Genomic DNA, 16,709 nt, shown 5'->3' with positions numbered 1-16,709 from the left:
AGCATGATCTGTTCGGAAAACCGGATCCACTTTTCCGGATCATGCTCTACCGCACGAACTTGACGCCGAACGTCCTGCCCTCGCGCCACACCACTTCGCAGGCGCGCCCGGTGCGGGCGTCGCGTGTGAACGCCAGCCGCAGCTTGGCCGGCAGCGTGTTGTTGTCCTGGACCGTGATCTTGGCGCCCGACGAGGACATGTCCTCGACCACGCAGGGCCGCGCGGCGAATCCGCCGTCGAGCGTGATCCAGCCGGATTGCCGCAGCGATTTGCGCGTTTCGCGCTTCCTGGTCCCTGGAGCCATCACATCATCCCGGGCCCAGCCGTATCGCCGTTGGCTTTACAAAGGGTTGCGAAAGAGGGGCGGATTGCAGCGATCTCGGGATTGTTCACATCTGCCAGCGCGGCACGGCGCCGTTGCAAATCTGGATTTCGAAGTCAGTTCGGACTCCGCAAGTGACATCCTGGCTGACTTGGCTGATCTGCTGCATGGCTTGGTACCAAGCGGAGCGCGGCTGCCTGGCTGCTGCCAAGTGCTGCGGTGACGTTTTGCCGTAAATGCCCGCCAGCGTTCACGCGATACTCACATCGTCGCTCATCAGGAACGCGGTCTTGGCACCGAACACAATTGATGAAGCGACCTTGGCCTTCTCCGTTTGGTGGCGAGTCGGCGCGGCTTGGGCCACAGCAAATTTCGATCGCTAAATGCCGCACTTGATCGGATTGACCGTGGTGCGTATGGTGTCTTCTTTAATTGAAGGGAGCGGGCGACTGCTGCACATCTCTTTTCCGTTTGCTGGGGCTCAATCGACATTTTGAATTCGGTAGTGTGCCACCTTCAAAGGAAAAACAATGGACGGTCTCTCGCCAACCACCATTCGGCAACTTTACGAACACGCTCTCGATGCGCCCGGTCCAAAGACGTGGTGGATCACGCGCCTCGCGATGTACAAAGCGCTCCATCGCGCTCTATCGGAATATGACGGAACCGAAAAAACTTGCCTGTCGATATCCGGATCGAAGGGACTCGGTGTTGAGCTGGGGCTGACCAAAACGAAATACACAGAGGTCAGCTATCCTGATGCCAACTTCATAGATTTGCCATTCGAAAGCGGCACTTTTGACTTCTGTGTCTCGGACCAGGTTCTCGAACACGTCGAGGGAGATCCCCAAAAAGCATTCTCTGAATCAATCAGAGTTGTGAAGCCGGGCGGCTACGTCTGTCACACGACCTGTTTCGTCAATGGCATTCACGCGGCGCCGAAGGACTTTTGGCGCTTCACTCCGGAATCGCTAAGGCTGTTATCTGACAAGGCGAACGCCGAGTCGATCGCTTGTGGGGGATGGGGCAACCGCGAGGTGATCGGGTTGATGGCATCCCCGCTTCGGATGAAACCCATCCCGGACGATCCTGCCAATCCAATTTACCAATTGGCATTACGAAATGAGCCGAGCTGGCCCATCGTCGTGTGGATTATTTCCAGACGAAATTGATCCAGCGATTCTAACAGTCGCGCAGCAGCCCGAAAAGTCTGGCCTGACGTCATGCTCCGAGCAGCGCCAATCGCAATCGTAAGCCCCAATCAAGAAGCAGCTTGCGGCAATTGCTGGCCTGACGGCAGAGCAGAGACAAAACGCCGCCAGTTTACCAAGACCGTTCCGGACCCAGGTGCGGCGATCACCGCGCTTGGGGGTCACTTCCCAAAGGTGCTGATAGAACTGTCGTCGCGAGATCGACTGGCGGATGCGCCGAAAATGTCAATCTCGGCGCTTAAACGTCTGATTTTGTGGAGTCTTCAGCTTGGCCGTGATGGCGCTCCCTAGCGGAATCGAACCGCTCTCTCCACCGTGAAAGGGTGGCGTCCTAACCGATAGACGAAGGGAGCAAAACTCCCGGCAAATCAATACGTTAGACGTGAGATGCGCCGGACTGGCCACAGCCCTCAAGCCGCGACGGGCGAACGTATAGTGGCGATTGGCCGGGCGGGCAAGCGTTCAGAGCGCTTTTCCCGGATTGCAGGTCACGCTGCAGGTCACCTAGAGATCACCTGCAGGACAATCCGGCCTCGATCGAGGTCCAGAAGCCGCAATGCGTCGGCACATGTGCATGCGCCCGCGAACCGCCGACGTGAACCAGGATCGCGGCGGCGAGCGCGACGACGACGACGGGAACAATGTATCTTCGGATCGACATGCGCCTGCGCATCGACCGACATCGTGGCCTAACTAAGGCCTGCGAGCGGGCTGGATGTCCGGCAACAGCGCTCAGCGCCGGCCGCTAGTGATTGCTGGCAACATCCTGACGATTATTCGGCTGCGCCGCCGCCACAGGCGTCCGCTTGATGCAGGTGCTGCAGATCACGAGCTTGCGCGCCAGCCGTTCGTCGGCATCCGCTTCCGACAGTTGCTCAGGTGATGTGTCCGCCACCGCGGGCGACGCATTTCGCGCATGGCGCCGCGGCTGCGGGAGATTGGGGTCCTGTCCGGCACCGTCCCAAGCCAGCGGACCTGTCCCCGGCGGCGGCGCGGTCATGCTGTATTGCTGCGAAACCTGCGCGCAGGCGCCGAGCGCGATCGGGAAAAACAGCACAGCGGCCTTGCGGGCCCAGTTCCGGAATGCAGACATGATCACACTCTCACGCTATTCGTACTGCGACCTAAGAGCAGAACCGCTAAGAAATCGTTTGCCCTGATTGTTCCGTCGCACCCAACCACGACGGCATCAAGACGGGATTGAGGCGCCAAGGAGCAAATCGAGGCGCAAATCAAGACGCGAAATCAAGACGGCAATCCGGAGTCCAATCATGCCAGGCATCAACGGTCGCTTCGACGGCAAGCGCGTGCTCGCCGATCTCAACGCGCTGCGCGCGATCGGCGCCTACAAGACCGGCGTGCACAAGCCGACATTCTCCGAACCGCATCTGCGCTCGCTCGACTGGCTCGCGGCGCGTTTGCCCGACGCCAATCTCACCGCAACGATCGACGGCATCGGCAATGTGCTCGGCTCCAGCGCAAAGACGGGACCAAAGCTGCTCGCAGGCTCGCATCTGGAGAGCCAGAACCATGCGGGCTGGCTCGATGGGCCGCTCGGCGTGATCTACGCGCTGGAGGCGGCGCGCGTCATCAATACCGATCCGGACGCGAACGGCGCGGTCGAGGTCGCCGCGTGGTGCGACGAGGAAGGACATTTCGGCAGTTTCCTCGGCAGCCGGTCGTTTGTCGGCGCGGTGACCGAAGCCGACATCGATGCAGCCCGCGACCGCTCCAGCGATCGCACCATGCGCGATGCATTGCGCGACGCAGGCTTCGCCGGTCGCCCGCGCCTCAACGCCGAGGCCGGCCGCCACATCGGCTATCTCGAAGCGCATATCGAGCAAGGCGACACGCTGGAAGGCAGCCGGCTCAAGATCGGCGTCGTCACCTCGATCGTCGGCATCTGGCAATATCGCATCACGTTCACCGGCGAGCAGAACCATGCCGGCACCACGCGGATGGCGGTGCGCAGGGACGCCGGCCTGGCACTGGCGCGGTTCTGCGTCGCGATCGACGATAGCTTCCCTGCCCTGTCGGGACCGCGCACGGTGTGGACCACCGGCCGCATCACGCTGGACCCGGGCGCGCCGAGCATCATTCCAGGCGGCGCCGAGATGCTGTTCCAGATCCGCGACGACAATCCCGAGATGATCGCCCGCCTCGAACAACAGCTGCATCGCCTGGCGGCCGAGGCCACCGCTCAAGGCCGTTGCGGCGTGAAGGTTGAGCGCATCCGCACCGGGGTGCCGGCGATGATGACGCCCGCATTCCAGGATGCGATCGAAGCCGCGAGCGCAGCCTGCGCCGGCGGCAAATCAATCCGCATGCCGAGCGGCGCCGGCCATGACGCCCAGGTCCTCGCCACCATCATGCCGGCGGCGATGCTGTTCGTGCCGTCGATCGGCGGCATCAGCCATCACTGGAGCGAGAACACCGACGACGCCGATATCGTCACGGGGGCCGAGGTGTTTGTCGAAACCTGCCGGCGCCTGCTCGCAGGTTAAAGCACCTTCAGGTCGGACCGCCCCGGTTGCCGGACTTCAGCGAAGCCAGCGCGTGCGAGTTCTGCACGGTGCCTCTCCTCGCGGTGAAGAAGACGTACAACAAGCAGACGTCGATCAGGATCGTGCCGGCCATGACGCTGTAGGCCCACGGGCTTTCCATCAGCTTCACTTCGATCAACACGCGCGACAGGCCGAATCCCACGACCCACGCATCAAAGCTCATGCAGATCCGGCGAAACGTCTCGGCGTCCAGCCGCCGGATCAGCCAGGCACCGAACGGTATGCCGAGGACAACGCAGGGAACGAGCACGAACAAGAGGCTCCGGCTCTCGTCGATGAACAGACCGAGCTTGTAGTACGCGATTGCGGTCAGGCTGGACTCCGTCACCCGAACCAGTGCGAGACCGGCCCGAAACTCATCTTTGACGAGGCCCTGATTGTTGAAAAGGATCGCCAGCGGCGGGCCCGAAATGGTCGTGACCGAGTACAAGACCCCGAGCATCGTTCCAAAAGGCAGACCGACCAGCCATTTCGACTGGATCGGCCTCCGCCAACCGGCCGCCTGCAGCAGAATGAGCGGCAGAATGATCGAGTAGGTGGCGAACTTGGTCCAGCCGGGCTGAAGCGACGTCAGCGCAAAGGCTCCGACCGCGATGCCGGGCAGCATGCCGATGAGAATAGGCAGCACGCGCCGCCACACGGCCGGAACACCGCTCAGGTTGATGCACAGAACATACAGATTGACGAAGACTTCGACGAGGACCACCGCGGGATTGAGGACGCGGTTGGTGTAGAAGACGAGCGCGACCGGCACCGTGAGCGAGGAAAACCCGTAACCAAGCGCGCCATTCACAAACGCCGCAAACAGCGCGATCACGGCAAGAACGCTCACAGCAGAATCAATCGAAAGCATCTCTGGCTTTTACCGGATCAGTCGCCTTGCCCACGGCATTATAGCCCAACGAAGGGAACGCGGTGCCGAAAGCTGATTGGACCCACAGGTCGCGATCCCATCCATCGTCGGGGTACCAAAGCTCCTGCGCCTGGAAACGCCATGGGCCTGCCGCCGTCAGGAACCTGTCCGGGAGCCGCCCTCGGCCTTGAGCTGATCAAGGCCCGCAACGGCACCTTTCCAACCCGCTTTCGCAAGGCACCGTGGCATATTGGTCACGAGAACGGCATCAGACCGATTTGCAATCCGCTGAACTTGCTGCCATTTCTTCGGCACGCATCGCTTTGGTGCCATCAAAGGGGCCCGTCCGGCTCATGTTGTTGCTTGAGTCGCTTCCAACCGTCATCGGCGCCGCCGCCATTGCCCCCGCATTGCTGGTGTTGTGGCTCGTCATCGCCGCCGACGAGCGCCCCGGACCGCCGGTGCAGGTGTGGCTCGCCTTCGTGCTCGGCGCGGCCAGCATCTCGCTGCTCGGCCTGGCGCGAATTCCGTTCAATGCGCTGCTCGCCATTCCCGACAATCCCTGGGCGACGCAGGCGGTGCGTGCAGCCTTCGGGGTCGCCGCACCGGAGGAGATCGTCAAGGTGCTCGTCATCGTCGTCATCTCGACGCGGCGCCGCGCGTTCGCCGATCCGATGGATACGGTGGTCTATGGCGCGGCCGCCGGACTTGGATTTGCCGCCTATGAGAACCTCGCCTATCTGGTCCAGCACAAGGACATGTGGCGCGCGCTCGCCGCGTTGCGCAGCGTGCTCACGGTGCCGTTCCACGGCGCGCTCGGCATCATCGCCGGCGCCTATCTTGCGATCGCGCGGTCCGGCGGCGCGCTCGGCGCCTACCGGGGTCACCGCGACTGGGCGCGCATGACGAACTGGGCGCTGGTGCTGGTCGCACCGGTCGCGCTGCACGCGGCGTTCGATTTTCCGCTGCTCGCGCTCCAGCGCATCCCCGATCTCGGCTCGACCACGCGGCTGCTGCTCGGCTCGGCCAGCGTGCTGATCGGCTTCTCCTCGATCGGCTTTGCGATCCGCCTGGTGCGACGCCTCGGCAAGCATCATGCGCCGCGCACCGACGTTGCGCGCGAGCGGCTCAGCCAGCTGCGGCGGATGTGGGCGCTGCTGCTGATCGGCGGCGGCGCCGGCTTTGCCGGCGTCTCCTTCCTGCTCACCTCGCTGCATCATTGGTACGTCAATCCCGAACGCAATGCGTCGTTCATCCTGGTCCCGATCGGCTTCACCTCGATCCTGATCGGACTGGCGCTGCTGATCGCGACCACCGCGGTCTACTTCCTCGGCCGCAACCGGATGCGGACCGCCTCGGAGGGCTTTCCGTCCGCACCGAGCCAGAGTTAGGATCACGCCGCACGCGCGCAGCCTTTACGTTCGCAGATCCGGAGAGCCGCGATGACCCTGTCCAACGACCTCGACAAGCTGCGATCGGAAATGCAGGCCGCGGTGAAGGCGCACTGGAAGGCGTTCCTGTTCGAAGGCATCCTGCTCGTGATCCTCGGCATTGCCGCGATGATCGTGCCGACCTTCGCGAGCCTCGCCGTCACCATCTTCCTCGGCTGGATGTTCCTGATCTCAGGGATCGGCGGGCTGATCGTGACGTTCTGGGCGCGCAACATGCCGGGCTTCTGGTGGTCGCTGATTTCGGCCGCGCTCGCCGTGCTGGCCGGCATGGTGCTGCTCGCCCGTCCGATGCAGGGCGTGCTGACGTTGACCATCGTGGTCGGCGCCTATTTCGTCGCCGAGGGCGTCGCCGCCATCATGTACGCGCTGGAGCACCGCCGCGAATTGTCGGGACGCTGGTCCTGGCTGCTGATCGCCGGCCTGATGGACGTCGTGATCGCCTTCTTCATCATCGCCGGCTTGCCGGAATCCGCGGGATGGGCGATCGGCCTCCTCGTCGGCCTCAATCTGATGTTCGGCGGTGCGACCCTGATCGGCATGGCGTTGGCGGCGCGCAACACCTGACGCCGAACCGCGGGGGGCTTGCTTTTGGGGGGTGACAGCCCCAAATCCCTGCGCTATAGAGCCGACCCATGATCACATCAGCCACCAGCTATTTTTGGTACTTTAGCTACGACAGCTCGCTGGCGGCAGGAGGATCGCGCTCAATCTGAAGAATTGCAGCAAACGTCCAAAACAAGCCGCCAGACCTGGCGGCTTTTTTGTGCCGGCAGGTCCCGAACTCCAAAGGAGCCAGCCGTGTTGAGTACGACAGACGATCTTCGCATCAAGGAATTGAAAGAGCTCAGTACGCCCGAAGAGGTGATGCGGGAGGTCCCGCGCACCCTGACGGCGACCCGGGTCGTGATGGGCGCCCGCAATGCCGTCCACGCGATCCTGAACGGCACCGATGACCGCCTGCTGGTCGTCGTCGGCCCCTGCTCCATCCACGATCCCGCGGCGGCCGTCGACTACGCCGAGCGCCTCGCCAGCCTGCGCGAACAGCTCGCCGACCGCCTCGAGATCGTGATGCGGGTCTATTTCGAGAAGCCGCGCACCACCGTCGGCTGGAAGGGGCTGATCAACGATCCCGATCTCGACGGCAGCTTCGACATCAACAAGGGCCTGCGGCTCGCCCGCAACGTGCTGTCGGCGGTGAACAATCTCGGCCTGCCGGCCGGCACCGAATTCCTCGACATGACGACGCCGCAGTACATCGCCGATCTGGTCTCCTGGGCCGCGATCGGCGCACGCACCACGGAGAGCCAGATCCATCGCGAGCTGGCTTCCGGGCTGTCCTGCCCGGTCGGCTTCAAGAACAGCACCGACGGCGGCGTGCGGATCGCGGCGGACGCGGTGAAGTCGGCCTCGCACCCGCATCACTTCATGGCGGTCACAAAGGGCGGCCGTTCGGCGATCGCCGCCACCAGCGGCAACGAAGACTGCCACGTCATCCTGCGTGGCGGCCGGGCGCCGAACTATGATGCCGCGAGCGTCGATGCTGCCGTCGCCGAGCTCGGCCGCGCTGGTGTCGCAGCGCGGCTGATGATCGACACCAGCCACGCCAACAGCAGCAAGAAGCCGGAGAACCAGCCGGCAGTTGCCGCCGACATCGCGCGCCAGGTCGCAGGCGGCGAACAGCGCATCATCGGCGTGATGATCGAGAGCAATCTTGTTGCGGGACGCCAGGACGTCGTGCCGGGCAAGGCGCTGACCTACGGCCAGAGCATCACGGATGGCTGCATCGACCTCGGGACGACGGCTGACGTGCTGAAGCAGCTGGCCGATGCCGTCGACGCAAGGCGCAGTGTGCGGCGTGACGGCCTGCAGGAGCGTTCGGCCTGACGCGGCCGGACGGATTGAGCGTTGCCGGCGGGGCGTACATCGCGCTCCGCCGGTCTCTTCCGTGGCTTAGCAGCCGCGGCAGATGCTCTTGATCTTCTTGTCGAGCGCCGCGTCTTCCTTGTTGGCCTGACTGTTCGGATCGCTAATGTTCTTCTCGTTGCCAACGTCCCCGCGGCGTGGCTGACGATGTCCGATCGGCGCCTCCGGGACCGTCCCGCCCTTCTGCATGGAGGACGATCCGCCCTGCTGCTGCGCCCATGCCTGGGACGTGCCAAGCTGGGGCGCTCCGGCCGCAACCATCATCAGAGCCATCAACAAAACTGTCTTCCGCATCTCGCGTCTCCGCTTCTCAACCCTATCGCGCCCGTTCCGGGACCTCGACGGTAGCACAGTTGCGTCGCCCCTGCGCTGCGCAATCCTGTACCTTCCGTATATCGGCCATCGTGCCAAGGAGCCAGATTCCCGCGGCGACCAGCACGACAAAGAAGCCGAACATCACAGCATTTTCGATGCTGCGGTTGCCCTCGTCCTCGGGCGGCTCCTGCCGTCCGTCCCTGGCCCCGCTCATCGCCGCCTCAGGATTGCGGCGGGTAAAGATGAACGTCGCCGCAATAATCGACGATACGGTAGCGCTGTTCCACCGGATCTTCACGTTCGCGGGAAGCCGGCTGCGACAAATAGCTCGGGCCGATCGGCGCCTTGCCGTGGCCGCCGGGGATGTCGAGCACATAATCCGGCTGACAAAGTCCGGAGACACGCCCGCGCAACGCCCGCATCAATTCCTGCCCGGCTTCGATCGTGGTGCGCAAATGCGCAGTGCCGGGCGCAAGGTCGCCGTGATGCAGATAATAGGGCTTGATCCGGCACTCCACGAAGCCACGCATCAGCGCCTCGAGCGTCGCAGCATCGTCATTGACGCCGCGCAGCAGGACGGACTGGCTCACCAGGGGAATGCCGGCGTCTGCAAGGCGCGCGCACGCCGCGCGGGCATTGGTGCTCAGCTCACGCGGATGGTTGGCGTGGATCGCAATCCAGGTCGTCGCGCCCTCGACCCGCAATGCCGCGACCATCTCGGGATTGATACGGCCCGGATCGGCGATCGGAACACGGGTGTGGAGACGAACGATCTTCACATGATCGATCCCGGCGAGATCGGCCATAATCTCGGTCAGCCTGCGCGGCGACAGCATCAAGGGATCGCCGCCGGTCAGGATGACTTCCCAAATCTCCGGATAGCTGCGGATGTAATCCAGCGCCGCGCGGTAGGCGTCATCGGACAAGGCCGAGGCCTTTCCCGGCCCGACCATTTCGCGCCGGAAACAGAACCGGCAATACACCGCGCAGACATGGACGAGTTTGAACAACACCCGATCGGGATAGCGATGCACGATTCCGGCGACCGGCGAATGCGCATCGTCGCCGATCGGATCGGCGTTCTCGCCCGGCTGCTCGACGAGTTCGTCGGCGCTCGGGATGAACTGCCGCGCGATCGGGTCGGCGGGATCGGCCGGATCGATCAGCGCGGCGAGCTCCGGCGTCACGGCGACCGCGTAGCGCGCAGCGACCCGCTCGAGCCCGGCAAGTGCTGCGACCGGCGCGAGCCCGGCATCGACCAGCTCGCGCGGCTGTCGCAATGTCGCCGCCAGTTTTGGATCGATCCTGTTCATGTCTCTCCCGCAGGCGGTGTCCAGACCACCTGATCAATTCGTGGCGCGCCGCTCGCCAGCATCACCAGCCGGTCGAAGCCGAGCGCGACGCCGCTGGCTTCCGGCATCTGGCCGACCGCCGCAAGGAAATCGTCGTCGAGCGGATAGCGCTCGCCATAACGGCGGGCCTTCTCGTCCATCGCTGCGGTGAAACGATGGCGCTGCTCGGCCGCATCGGTCAGCTCGCCGAAGCCGTTGGCAAGCTCGACGCCGCAGGCATAGACCTCGAAACGCTCGGCGACATCAGGATCGCCGGCCTTGGTGCGCGCCAGCGCGGCCTCTGGCGACGGATATTCGAACAGCACCGTCAGACGGCCCTGCCCCAGTTGGGGCTCGACATGCTCGACCAGCACCTTGCTGAAGATATCGGACCAGGTGTCGTCATCTGCAACCCGCACCCGCGCTGCTGCCGCCGCCGCAAGCGCCTCGCGATCGCCCGCGCCGCCCGTGATCGTCGCCAACAGATCGATGCCGGCGAAGCGCTCGAAAGCTGCCGCGACCGTCAGCAATTCCGGATCGGCAAAGGGATCGGCCATCCTGCCACGGAATGAAAACCGCCCGATCCCGGTCGCCTGCGCCGCATGGGCGATCACGACGATCGTGTCGGCCATGATGGCGTCATAGCCGGCATTGGCGCGGTACCATTCCAGCATGGTGAATTCGGGCAGATGCAGGTCGCCGCGCTCGCGGTCGCGGAACACCCGCGCGAACTCGTAAATCTTCGGCTCGCCGGCCGCGAGCAGCTTCTTGCAGGCGAACTCCGGCGAGGTGCGCAGATAGCGCGGCACATGCGAGCCATCGGTCTGCCTGAGCTCGGTGCGGGGAGCGTGCAGGTGTGTCTCGTTGCCCGGCGAGATCTGCAGGATCGCGGTCTCGACCTCGGCAAATCCCTGCTCCTCGAACCAAGCGCGCACCGCTCGCGTGATCGCGGCCCGCGCCTGCAGGAACGGCCTGCGATCGGCGTAGCGCGACGGCGTCCACCACCGCGACGGCTGGTCATGAGCTGTCATCGCCAGAGCATCCTCATGGATTCAACATCAACGAGCCGCCATCCGCACTCAAGAGTCTTGCACAACCGATTGATTCCACACAAGTTCATAAGCCTGCACAGCCCCAACCCCCGCCGAATGCGGCGAGGCTGATCCCTTCTTGTCGAAAGACGCGCACCTTGTCCATGTGCGCGCCTGGCTGAACCTGAACGACGGCTCTGACAACCTCGATGGGCCAGCATTGGCCGGATAGCCGTTACCTCGTGATCGGCCTGTCGTTCGACATCCAAGGAGAGGAAACGCCTCTCCCCCGGGTCGAGGACTGGCGCTGCCTCTACGATCTGAAGACCGGCACATTCTCGGTTCCTGCGAGCTTTGCCGAGCACAACCGGACCGCACCGAAAACGCCCGATCCGGCCCGAAAATAGGGCCGATCGGCGCGGCCGGGACGGTTCGCAACCTTGCGAATTCGGCCGCAAAAGACTGGCATCTCAGGGACAAATCAGTATGTTGCAGCCCGAAATCGCCGCCATGGCCGAGGGGCTGCCGATCCGGTTGGCGCCCTTAGGCTCTCAAATTCAGGAAAACACCTTTGAAAGTCATCGCCAGTTCCATCCGCAAGGGCAACGTCATCGAGCAGGACGGCAAGCTCTATGTGGTCCTTTCCGCCGAGAACATTCATCCCGGCAAGGGCACCCCGGTCAGCCAGATCGAAATGCGCCGCATCGGCGACGGCGTGAAGGTCTCGGAGCGCTACAAGACCACCGATCAGGTCGAGAAGGCCACCGTCGAGGACCACAACTACAACTACCTCTATGAAGATGGCGACGGCTTCCACTTCATGAACAACGACAACTACGACCAGGTCCAGGTCTCCAAGGAAATCGTCGGCTCGTCTGCGCCGTATCTGCAAGAGAACATGACCGTTAAGCTCTCGATGCACGAGGGCAACCCGGTCGCGATCCAGCTGCCGCAGCGCGTGACGCTGGAAGTGGTCGAGACCGAGCCCGTGACCAAGGGCCAGACCGCCTCCTCGTCCTACAAGCCGGCCATGCTGTCCAACGGCCTGCGCACCGGCGTGCCGCCGCACATCACCACGGGCACCCGCATCGTGGTGATGACCGAGGACGGTTCCTACGTCGAACGCGCCAAGGACTGAGCGCTTGAGGCGCGGTGGGATTTGAAATGAATCGTCACCCCGCCTCAACTTGTTGGTTAAGCATCAACTTTACCGAAAACCGCTACACACTTTTCCGGAACTTGCTTTAGTCTCTCGGGCGATCAGACATGAGCCCGGGGAGTGCAGTGAGCAGGAAGGTGGTCAGCTTCGTCAGTTGCTGGCTGGCAGCCCTGCTCGCGCCTCTTCCCGGCGCGCATGCCGACGAGTTCCGAACGCCATCGATCTCGGCCATGCGGGTCGAATGGCGAGCCGTGCTCGACCAGTTGCGGCAGGAGATCGGCAGCCGCCCGGCCGTCGCCGCCGGGTTCACTTTCGCCGGACAACGCCGCGTTCCTTCCACCGATCCGCGGGCGACGCCTGCGCTGGTGCAGTTGAACGCGGTGACAGCGCCGCTGTTTCCCGGCATCGCGCAGAGCCCGATCCCGGTGCTGCTGCCGTTCGATCCCGCCAGCTATCTCGACGCGCGGCAAAACGGTGTGCCGGACAGCCTGTCGATCGCGCGCTACCAAGCCGACTTCCGCGCGGTCGATTTCTTCCATGCCGGTGCGTCGGGCTACGATGCCGTGTTCTCGCTCGACCCCGGCGCCGGTGACGGCATGCCGCCGCGAACATTTGCGAAGCCGGTCGAGGTGCAGATTTCCGGCTCGATCCTGGTCTACGACCTCGCCGACCGGCTCGGCGGCAAGGGCGAGCCGGTCAAGACGCTGGCCGCGCAGTTTCCGGACCTGCGCCGCTTCATTCGCGAGGGCTATGTCCGCTACGCCTTCACCCGCTTCGGGATTCCCTATGTCGTGTCGATCCAGTGCCTCGACAGCGCGCCGCGGCCGAAGCGGCTGGCCTGCCGCGAGGCCTATCCGGTCGTCGAGCGCTTTCTGAAGGCCCTGCGCATCGCCGGCGGCCAGCCGTCACGGCCACGCAGTGACGTCGCCTCCGACATCGCCGAGCGGCCCGCCGCGCAATCCGCCGACTTCACCTACCACCCGAGCGGCGACATCGTCGCAGGCAGCGGCGGCCGCAGGCAACAAGGCGGTCACGCCGACTTCACCGTCTATTCGCAGATCCGCTTTCCGCTCGAGAAGGCGCCGGCCTTCGCCCACTCGCAATCCTTCGCCAGGCGCAAGCCCGGCGCGGCCGTCGACGCGTATCCCTGGCAGGACAATTTCTGCGAGGCGCGCAGCTTCGAGGTCGGCCAATGTGCCAGCGGCTACGGCCATCAGGGCCAGGACATCCGCCCCGGCGCATGTCCTGTCGACAGCAAGGATGGTTGCGACCCCAAGCAGCAGGCGGTCGTTGCGGTGCGCGACAGCATCGTGATCCGCTCGCCGCAACAGCAGGCCGCGACATTGCAGGTCAACACCCGCACCGAGCACGTCCGCTTCCGCTACATGCACATGAACCCGTCAGTGATGGATGGCGACGGCCTGCTCAACGGACGCCGCGTCAGCGAGGGCGAGAAGATCGGCGTGGTCTCGAACTATCTCGACCACCCCAACGGCACGTCGCGGCATCTGCATTTCGACGTCCAGGTGTTCACGCGCGACGGCTGGCTGTGGGTCAATCCCTACACCACGCTGGTGTCGGCCTATGAGCGGCTGATCCGCGGCCGCGGCCGCGAGATCGGACCGGAGCCCGGACCTGCGGCCGCCGTGGCCCATGCCCTGCCCGACGACGTCTTGCATCGCATCGACACCCAGGAGGGTGGCGGCAATTAGAATGTTGTCGAGCGAAGGGGACACCGGTTCGGGGCGCACTGCCAAAATATCGAAAACAACCCCATGCAAAGTAGCCGGCGGCTGCCGTCGTTCGACACGACAACTTGACACGTCGGGCAAATCAGCGGCACTATTCCATTATTCCGAAATTGTGCAAACGCCCACCGCCATGGCGCTCGGCGCAGCCGACGGCGACGGCTATTCCTGCCGGCGAGAGTACGAGACCGGATACACGGCCGACCGCGCATCGATCATCGGATCCTGCACCTCGATGCCGGACGGAAGCGCGTTCGGCAGAAACAGCAATTGCCATTGGGCGGCGTCACTGTCCTGGACGGCTTTCGTAATCGAAATCGTACCGAGTTCGATGGTCTGGCGCGTGTCGGGCCAGGCTGTTGACGGATCGTCGAGCTTGTCATCGGCCCCGGCGACCTGGAGCAGCATCCTGAAATTAACCGGCCCCTGCGCGACCCGCGCACGGATTTCCGTGCTCAGATAGTCTGCGGCCTTCTTTCCTGCCTCCTCGTCGCTGAGGAAATGGGCGCCGGCCATCGGCTGGAATTGATAGCGGCCATGGGTGACCTTTCCGGCGCGATTGACGAACTTGAACGTGTTGACGCCAAAATACGGTAGTGTGCCATAGCTCTCGGGCGACGGTTTCGGCGCGGTCAGGAAAGTCTGTGCGACGGGGTGCGTCGCCAGGTACTTGTCAAGCGGCGTTGGCTTGGGCGCCGTGGCACCGCTGCTTGCCAACGCAATCAGCAGTTCGCGAAAGTCGTCCGCGGTCGGTGAAGGAAAGCCGTTGAAAGAGTGGGCCACGATATCGCTGTCGCTGCCATCGGGCAGCTTAAACTTGATTGCGAAGCCCCGCGGGCTGGCCAATCCCTGATTATCGGGAATGTCAGGAATTCCGGCAAAGTCAGAGAAGCGAACCGTTACAGGAACCATCGTATTCTGCAAATGCGGCGCCTTGCTGACGGCTGATGCCTGATAGCCGGGCGTGAACGTGCCCGCCAGCACAATTCCCTTGGCATGGACCGCGCGCGCACCCGAATGTTTACCGAACACGCCGTTCAAGGCATCGACGAGCTGCTCCGGCGTGGACGTCTGCGGAGCCAGCGCTCCGGTTGGCGTTTGGGCGCCGGTGGCGCCGGTAAGCCCCAGCGATATCGCGAGCATGAGCAGCGGCAAACTGCGAAGCATGATCAGACTCCAGCGCCAGAGAAAACGATCGCCTGCTCACGGCATCGCCGCCGTGAAGTGACCACATCGATCGTGAAAGACTCGCAAGATCGAACGGACCGGAAAGCCTCGTCCGCGGAATTATTTCAGCTCGCCGGTGATGAACTGTGCCCGCCCCATGCCGAACGACCAGTCCTCATCGTCATTGATCACAAAATTGATGACGAGGTCACTCGGTGCGATCCCGCAGGCCGACGACAGCCTCTCGGCGAGAACACGATAGAAATCCAGCTTCAACGCCCTGTCGCGCGGACGGCTGGTCAGTTGCAACATCACCAGCTTGTCCGTCCGGTCGATACTGAGTCCCGTATCGAGTGCGACAATGCGAGATCGCGGATGAAGATGCACCACCTGATAACGGTCGCGCTGCGGCACGTGGAGAGTTTCGACCAGCACCTCGTGCGTGACATCGAGCAGCTTTTGGATGTCGGCGTCGCTTCTTCCCTCGATCAAATCAAAACGCAGAAACGGCATGCTGACGGCTCCTTGCTGATCTGCCGGAGACTTAAAGCTTCGGTACGAACAAATTGAACCGCGCTCTCTCAGCTTGCTTAAGCATGCCGCAGAGCAAAAGAGTAATTATTATCTGAGATGGTTGCGATCTGAATCGCAGAACACGTGTCGTCGCAGCGTCACAGACCGATGACCGCAACGCGCTTGCCGACTACTTCGCAAGTACTGCGCTTTGCAGGGCAGCCAGCGTATCTGGACCATAGTGGCCGTCGGGTGTGCGCTTGGCAGGCCGGCGCGAGCCAGCCGCTGTTCGACAGCCTTGCGCAGCTCCGGCGTCAGTGACGTAGCATCCGCGCCACGTCGGCCGTGTCATCGCGCGGATTGGGAAGCTGCACCGTGTTGCGATAGGCCGAATTGCCGATCACGAGCGCGACACGCCGCTCGGCAAGCGCGGGGATCGATACAAACGTGCAGCCGATCAGGACGAACGCCGCGCCTGCGAGCACGCGCCGGAATGAGTACCGCATGATCAGCGCGTCCGCCTATTTCTTCCAGGGCGCGTCGCCGCGCGCCGCGGCGGCTGCGAAGATGCCTTGCTCGTAGTCGATGAAGGCGCGCACCATCGCGCGATAGGCGGCTTCCGCGACCTTGGGCGACAGCCCGTCCTGTTCGGCCAGCGTCATTGCCTTCTTCACCACCGCCTCGGCCCGCTCGGGCGCCTCGACTTGCGCCGGGTTGGCCTTGAAGCGGGCCGCTTCATGTACGTAGCGGCCGCGCTCGGCCATCAGGCGCACGATCTCGCGGTCGAGCCTGTCGATATTGCTGCGCACCTCGCCAAGCGTCTTGCAGCAGGCGCCGTTGTCGACCGTGGGGCTGCCCCACAGCGCCGGCGCATTGGTCGCGGGTTCCTCGGCCCGGGCCAATGCAGGAACCAGCAGCGCCAACAGAAATAGCGGCAATCGCATCGAACGCCTCCCAGCGAGCACGCCTAACGGTTGTTATGCCGATTTTGCGCGCTGATGGAAGCCATGCCACGGGCGGAACGACCGCAGGTTCCATTCGGAATCGCATCGATGCGCGCCATGTCGCGGCGACAATTGCCAGCTTGAATGATCATGATGGAAGCAGCAATCCGCAGGAAC

20 protein-coding genes and 1 tRNA gene are annotated in these 16,709 nt (G+C 63.6%); 8 read left to right on the top strand and 13 right to left on the bottom strand.

What is annotated here, in order from left to right:
- Window positions 1-46: 46 nt before the first annotated feature.
- On the bottom strand, window positions 47-304 hold the full coding sequence (locus tag ACE10X_RS21005) for a PilZ domain-containing protein (RefSeq protein WP_038386808.1): 258 nt from the start codon (window positions 302-304) through the stop codon (window positions 47-49).
- Between the two features lie 548 nt (window positions 305-852).
- Between ACE10X_RS21005 and ACE10X_RS21000 the strand changes: the two genes are divergently transcribed.
- On the top strand, window positions 853-1,494 hold the full coding sequence (locus ACE10X_RS21000; RefSeq protein WP_051003152.1) for a methyltransferase domain-containing protein: 642 nt from the start codon (window positions 853-855) through the stop codon (window positions 1,492-1,494).
- A 317-nt stretch (window positions 1,495-1,811) separates the two neighbouring features.
- On the opposite strand, the gene ACE10X_RS20995 is transcribed toward ACE10X_RS21000, so the two are convergent.
- From ACE10X_RS20995 to ACE10X_RS20985, 3 genes are all read right to left on the bottom strand, one after another.
- Window positions 1,812-1,886 (bottom strand) — tRNA-Glu (locus ACE10X_RS20995).
- Window positions 1,887-2,044: 158 nt separating this feature from the next.
- Window positions 2,045-2,194 (bottom strand): hypothetical protein, encoded by a 150-nt coding sequence (locus tag ACE10X_RS20990; RefSeq protein ID WP_162832434.1) that lies wholly within the window; start codon window positions 2,192-2,194, stop codon window positions 2,045-2,047.
- Window positions 2,195-2,278: 84 nt separating this feature from the next.
- Window positions 2,279-2,626, bottom strand: a complete 348-nt coding sequence (locus tag ACE10X_RS20985; RefSeq protein WP_157788062.1) for a hypothetical protein — start codon at window positions 2,624-2,626, stop codon at window positions 2,279-2,281.
- 178 nt (window positions 2,627-2,804) lie between these two features.
- Here ACE10X_RS20985 and ACE10X_RS20980 point away from each other — a divergent pair, with 178 nt between their 5' ends.
- Window positions 2,805-4,037 (top strand): Zn-dependent hydrolase, encoded by a 1,233-nt coding sequence (locus ACE10X_RS20980; protein WP_038386806.1) that lies wholly within the window; start codon window positions 2,805-2,807, stop codon window positions 4,035-4,037.
- A gap of 7 nt (window positions 4,038-4,044) precedes the next feature.
- Here ACE10X_RS20980 and ACE10X_RS20975 read toward each other — a convergent pair whose 3' ends face one another.
- Window positions 4,045-4,914: a sulfite exporter TauE/SafE family protein gene (locus ACE10X_RS20975; protein WP_244435912.1), complete on the bottom strand. Its 870-nt coding sequence runs from the start codon at window positions 4,912-4,914 to the stop codon at window positions 4,045-4,047.
- A gap of 389 nt (window positions 4,915-5,303) precedes the next feature.
- Here ACE10X_RS20975 and ACE10X_RS20970 point away from each other — a divergent pair, with 389 nt between their 5' ends.
- The 3 genes from ACE10X_RS20970 (at window position 5,304) to ACE10X_RS20960 (ending at window position 8,285) form a co-directional block, all read left to right on the top strand.
- Window positions 5,304-6,341: a PrsW family glutamic-type intramembrane protease gene (locus ACE10X_RS20970; RefSeq protein ID WP_375764524.1), complete on the top strand. Its 1,038-nt coding sequence runs from the start codon at window positions 5,304-5,306 to the stop codon at window positions 6,339-6,341.
- A 51-nt stretch (window positions 6,342-6,392) separates the two neighbouring features.
- Entirely contained in the window at window positions 6,393-6,965 is a 573-nt protein-coding gene (locus ACE10X_RS20965) for an HdeD family acid-resistance protein (protein ID WP_375764523.1), read from the top strand.
- A 234-nt stretch (window positions 6,966-7,199) separates the two neighbouring features.
- Window positions 7,200-8,285: a 3-deoxy-7-phosphoheptulonate synthase gene (locus tag ACE10X_RS20960; protein WP_038386802.1), complete on the top strand. Its 1,086-nt coding sequence runs from the start codon at window positions 7,200-7,202 to the stop codon at window positions 8,283-8,285.
- Window positions 8,286-8,351: 66 nt separating this feature from the next.
- Here ACE10X_RS20960 and ACE10X_RS20955 read toward each other — a convergent pair whose 3' ends face one another.
- From ACE10X_RS20955 to epmA, 4 genes are read right to left on the bottom strand one after another with little or no spacing between them, the layout of a single operon-like run.
- Complete coding sequence (locus ACE10X_RS20955) at window positions 8,352-8,618, bottom strand: hypothetical protein (RefSeq protein ID WP_028342111.1); 267 nt, start codon at window positions 8,616-8,618, stop codon at window positions 8,352-8,354.
- A gap of 22 nt (window positions 8,619-8,640) precedes the next feature.
- Window positions 8,641-8,853, bottom strand: a complete 213-nt coding sequence (locus ACE10X_RS20950; RefSeq protein WP_038386801.1) for a hypothetical protein — start codon at window positions 8,851-8,853, stop codon at window positions 8,641-8,643.
- A 7-nt stretch (window positions 8,854-8,860) separates the two neighbouring features.
- The gene (locus ACE10X_RS20945) at window positions 8,861-9,952 is read right to left on the bottom strand and encodes a lysine-2,3-aminomutase-like protein (protein WP_038386800.1); all 1,092 of its coding nucleotides are present in this window, start codon (window positions 9,950-9,952) and stop codon (window positions 8,861-8,863) included.
- Entirely contained in the window at window positions 9,949-11,001 is a 1,053-nt protein-coding gene (gene epmA, locus ACE10X_RS20940; RefSeq protein ID WP_304555509.1) for an EF-P lysine aminoacylase EpmA, read from the bottom strand. The genes ACE10X_RS20945 and epmA overlap by 4 nt, the downstream gene beginning before the upstream one ends.
- Before the next feature lie 209 nt (window positions 11,002-11,210).
- Between epmA and ACE10X_RS20935 the strand changes: the two genes are divergently transcribed.
- From ACE10X_RS20935 to ACE10X_RS20925, 3 genes are all read left to right on the top strand, one after another.
- Window positions 11,211-11,408 (top strand): hypothetical protein, encoded by a 198-nt coding sequence (locus ACE10X_RS20935; protein ID WP_038386798.1) that lies wholly within the window; start codon window positions 11,211-11,213, stop codon window positions 11,406-11,408.
- A 164-nt stretch (window positions 11,409-11,572) separates the two neighbouring features.
- Complete coding sequence (efp, locus tag ACE10X_RS20930) at window positions 11,573-12,139, top strand: elongation factor P (RefSeq protein ID WP_016844580.1); 567 nt, start codon at window positions 11,573-11,575, stop codon at window positions 12,137-12,139.
- Between the two features lie 128 nt (window positions 12,140-12,267).
- The gene (locus ACE10X_RS20925) at window positions 12,268-13,872 is read left to right on the top strand and encodes a M23 family peptidase (protein ID WP_375764522.1); all 1,605 of its coding nucleotides are present in this window, start codon (window positions 12,268-12,270) and stop codon (window positions 13,870-13,872) included.
- A 198-nt stretch (window positions 13,873-14,070) separates the two neighbouring features.
- On the opposite strand, the gene ACE10X_RS20920 is transcribed toward ACE10X_RS20925, so the two are convergent.
- The 4 genes from ACE10X_RS20920 to ACE10X_RS20905 form a co-directional block, all read right to left on the bottom strand.
- The gene (locus ACE10X_RS20920) at window positions 14,071-15,075 is read right to left on the bottom strand and encodes a catalase family peroxidase (protein ID WP_038386793.1); all 1,005 of its coding nucleotides are present in this window, start codon (window positions 15,073-15,075) and stop codon (window positions 14,071-14,073) included.
- Window positions 15,076-15,195: 120 nt separating this feature from the next.
- On the bottom strand, window positions 15,196-15,588 hold the full coding sequence (locus tag ACE10X_RS20915; RefSeq protein WP_038386792.1) for a tautomerase family protein: 393 nt from the start codon (window positions 15,586-15,588) through the stop codon (window positions 15,196-15,198).
- 314 nt (window positions 15,589-15,902) lie between these two features.
- On the bottom strand, window positions 15,903-16,094 hold the full coding sequence (locus tag ACE10X_RS20910) for a hypothetical protein (protein WP_375764521.1): 192 nt from the start codon (window positions 16,092-16,094) through the stop codon (window positions 15,903-15,905).
- 15 nt (window positions 16,095-16,109) lie between these two features.
- Window positions 16,110-16,532 (bottom strand): chorismate mutase, encoded by a 423-nt coding sequence (locus ACE10X_RS20905; RefSeq protein ID WP_080583473.1) that lies wholly within the window; start codon window positions 16,530-16,532, stop codon window positions 16,110-16,112.
- Between the last annotated feature and the right edge of the window lie 177 nt (window positions 16,533-16,709).

Source organism: Bradyrhizobium sp. Pha-3 (assembly GCF_042258325.1).
Taxonomy (GTDB): Bacteria; Pseudomonadota; Alphaproteobacteria; order Rhizobiales; family Xanthobacteraceae; genus Bradyrhizobium; species Bradyrhizobium elkanii.
The sequence above is the reverse complement of the archived record's forward strand: the minus strand, read 5'-3'. Positions and strand labels throughout refer to the sequence as shown.

Bases quoted from the DNA above. Each gene is read 5' to 3' on its own strand.
- ACE10X_RS21005 (WP_038386808.1), bottom strand. From the start codon at position 304: ATGGCTCCAGGGACCAGGAAGCGCGAAACGCGCAAATCGCTGCGGCAA.
- ACE10X_RS21000 (WP_051003152.1), top strand. From the start codon at position 853: ATGGACGGTCTCTCGCCAACCACCATTCGGCAACTTTACGAACACGCT.
- ACE10X_RS20990 (WP_162832434.1), bottom strand. From the start codon at position 2,194: ATGTCGATCCGAAGATACATTGTTCCCGTCGTCGTCGTCGCGCTCGCC.
- ACE10X_RS20985 (WP_157788062.1), bottom strand. From the start codon at position 2,626: ATGTCTGCATTCCGGAACTGGGCCCGCAAGGCCGCTGTGCTGTTTTTC.
- ACE10X_RS20980 (WP_038386806.1), top strand. From the start codon at position 2,805: ATGCCAGGCATCAACGGTCGCTTCGACGGCAAGCGCGTGCTCGCCGAT.
- ACE10X_RS20970 (WP_375764524.1), top strand. From the start codon at position 5,304: ATGTTGTTGCTTGAGTCGCTTCCAACCGTCATCGGCGCCGCCGCCATT.
- ACE10X_RS20965 (WP_375764523.1), top strand. From the start codon at position 6,393: ATGACCCTGTCCAACGACCTCGACAAGCTGCGATCGGAAATGCAGGCC.
- ACE10X_RS20955 (WP_028342111.1), bottom strand. From the start codon at position 8,618: ATGCGGAAGACAGTTTTGTTGATGGCTCTGATGATGGTTGCGGCCGGA.
- ACE10X_RS20950 (WP_038386801.1), bottom strand. From the start codon at position 8,853: ATGAGCGGGGCCAGGGACGGACGGCAGGAGCCGCCCGAGGACGAGGGC.
- ACE10X_RS20945 (WP_038386800.1), bottom strand. From the start codon at position 9,952: ATGAACAGGATCGATCCAAAACTGGCGGCGACATTGCGACAGCCGCGC.
- epmA (WP_304555509.1), bottom strand. From the start codon at position 11,001: ATGACAGCTCATGACCAGCCGTCGCGGTGGTGGACGCCGTCGCGCTAC.
- ACE10X_RS20935 (WP_038386798.1), top strand. From the start codon at position 11,211: ATGGGCCAGCATTGGCCGGATAGCCGTTACCTCGTGATCGGCCTGTCG.
- ACE10X_RS20925 (WP_375764522.1), top strand. From the start codon at position 12,268: ATGAGCCCGGGGAGTGCAGTGAGCAGGAAGGTGGTCAGCTTCGTCAGT.
- ACE10X_RS20920 (WP_038386793.1), bottom strand. From the start codon at position 15,075: ATGCTTCGCAGTTTGCCGCTGCTCATGCTCGCGATATCGCTGGGGCTT.
- ACE10X_RS20915 (WP_038386792.1), bottom strand. From the start codon at position 15,588: ATGCCGTTTCTGCGTTTTGATTTGATCGAGGGAAGAAGCGACGCCGAC.
- ACE10X_RS20910 (WP_375764521.1), bottom strand. From the start codon at position 16,094: ATGCGGTACTCATTCCGGCGCGTGCTCGCAGGCGCGGCGTTCGTCCTG.
- ACE10X_RS20905 (WP_080583473.1), bottom strand. From the start codon at position 16,532: ATGCGATTGCCGCTATTTCTGTTGGCGCTGCTGGTTCCTGCATTGGCC.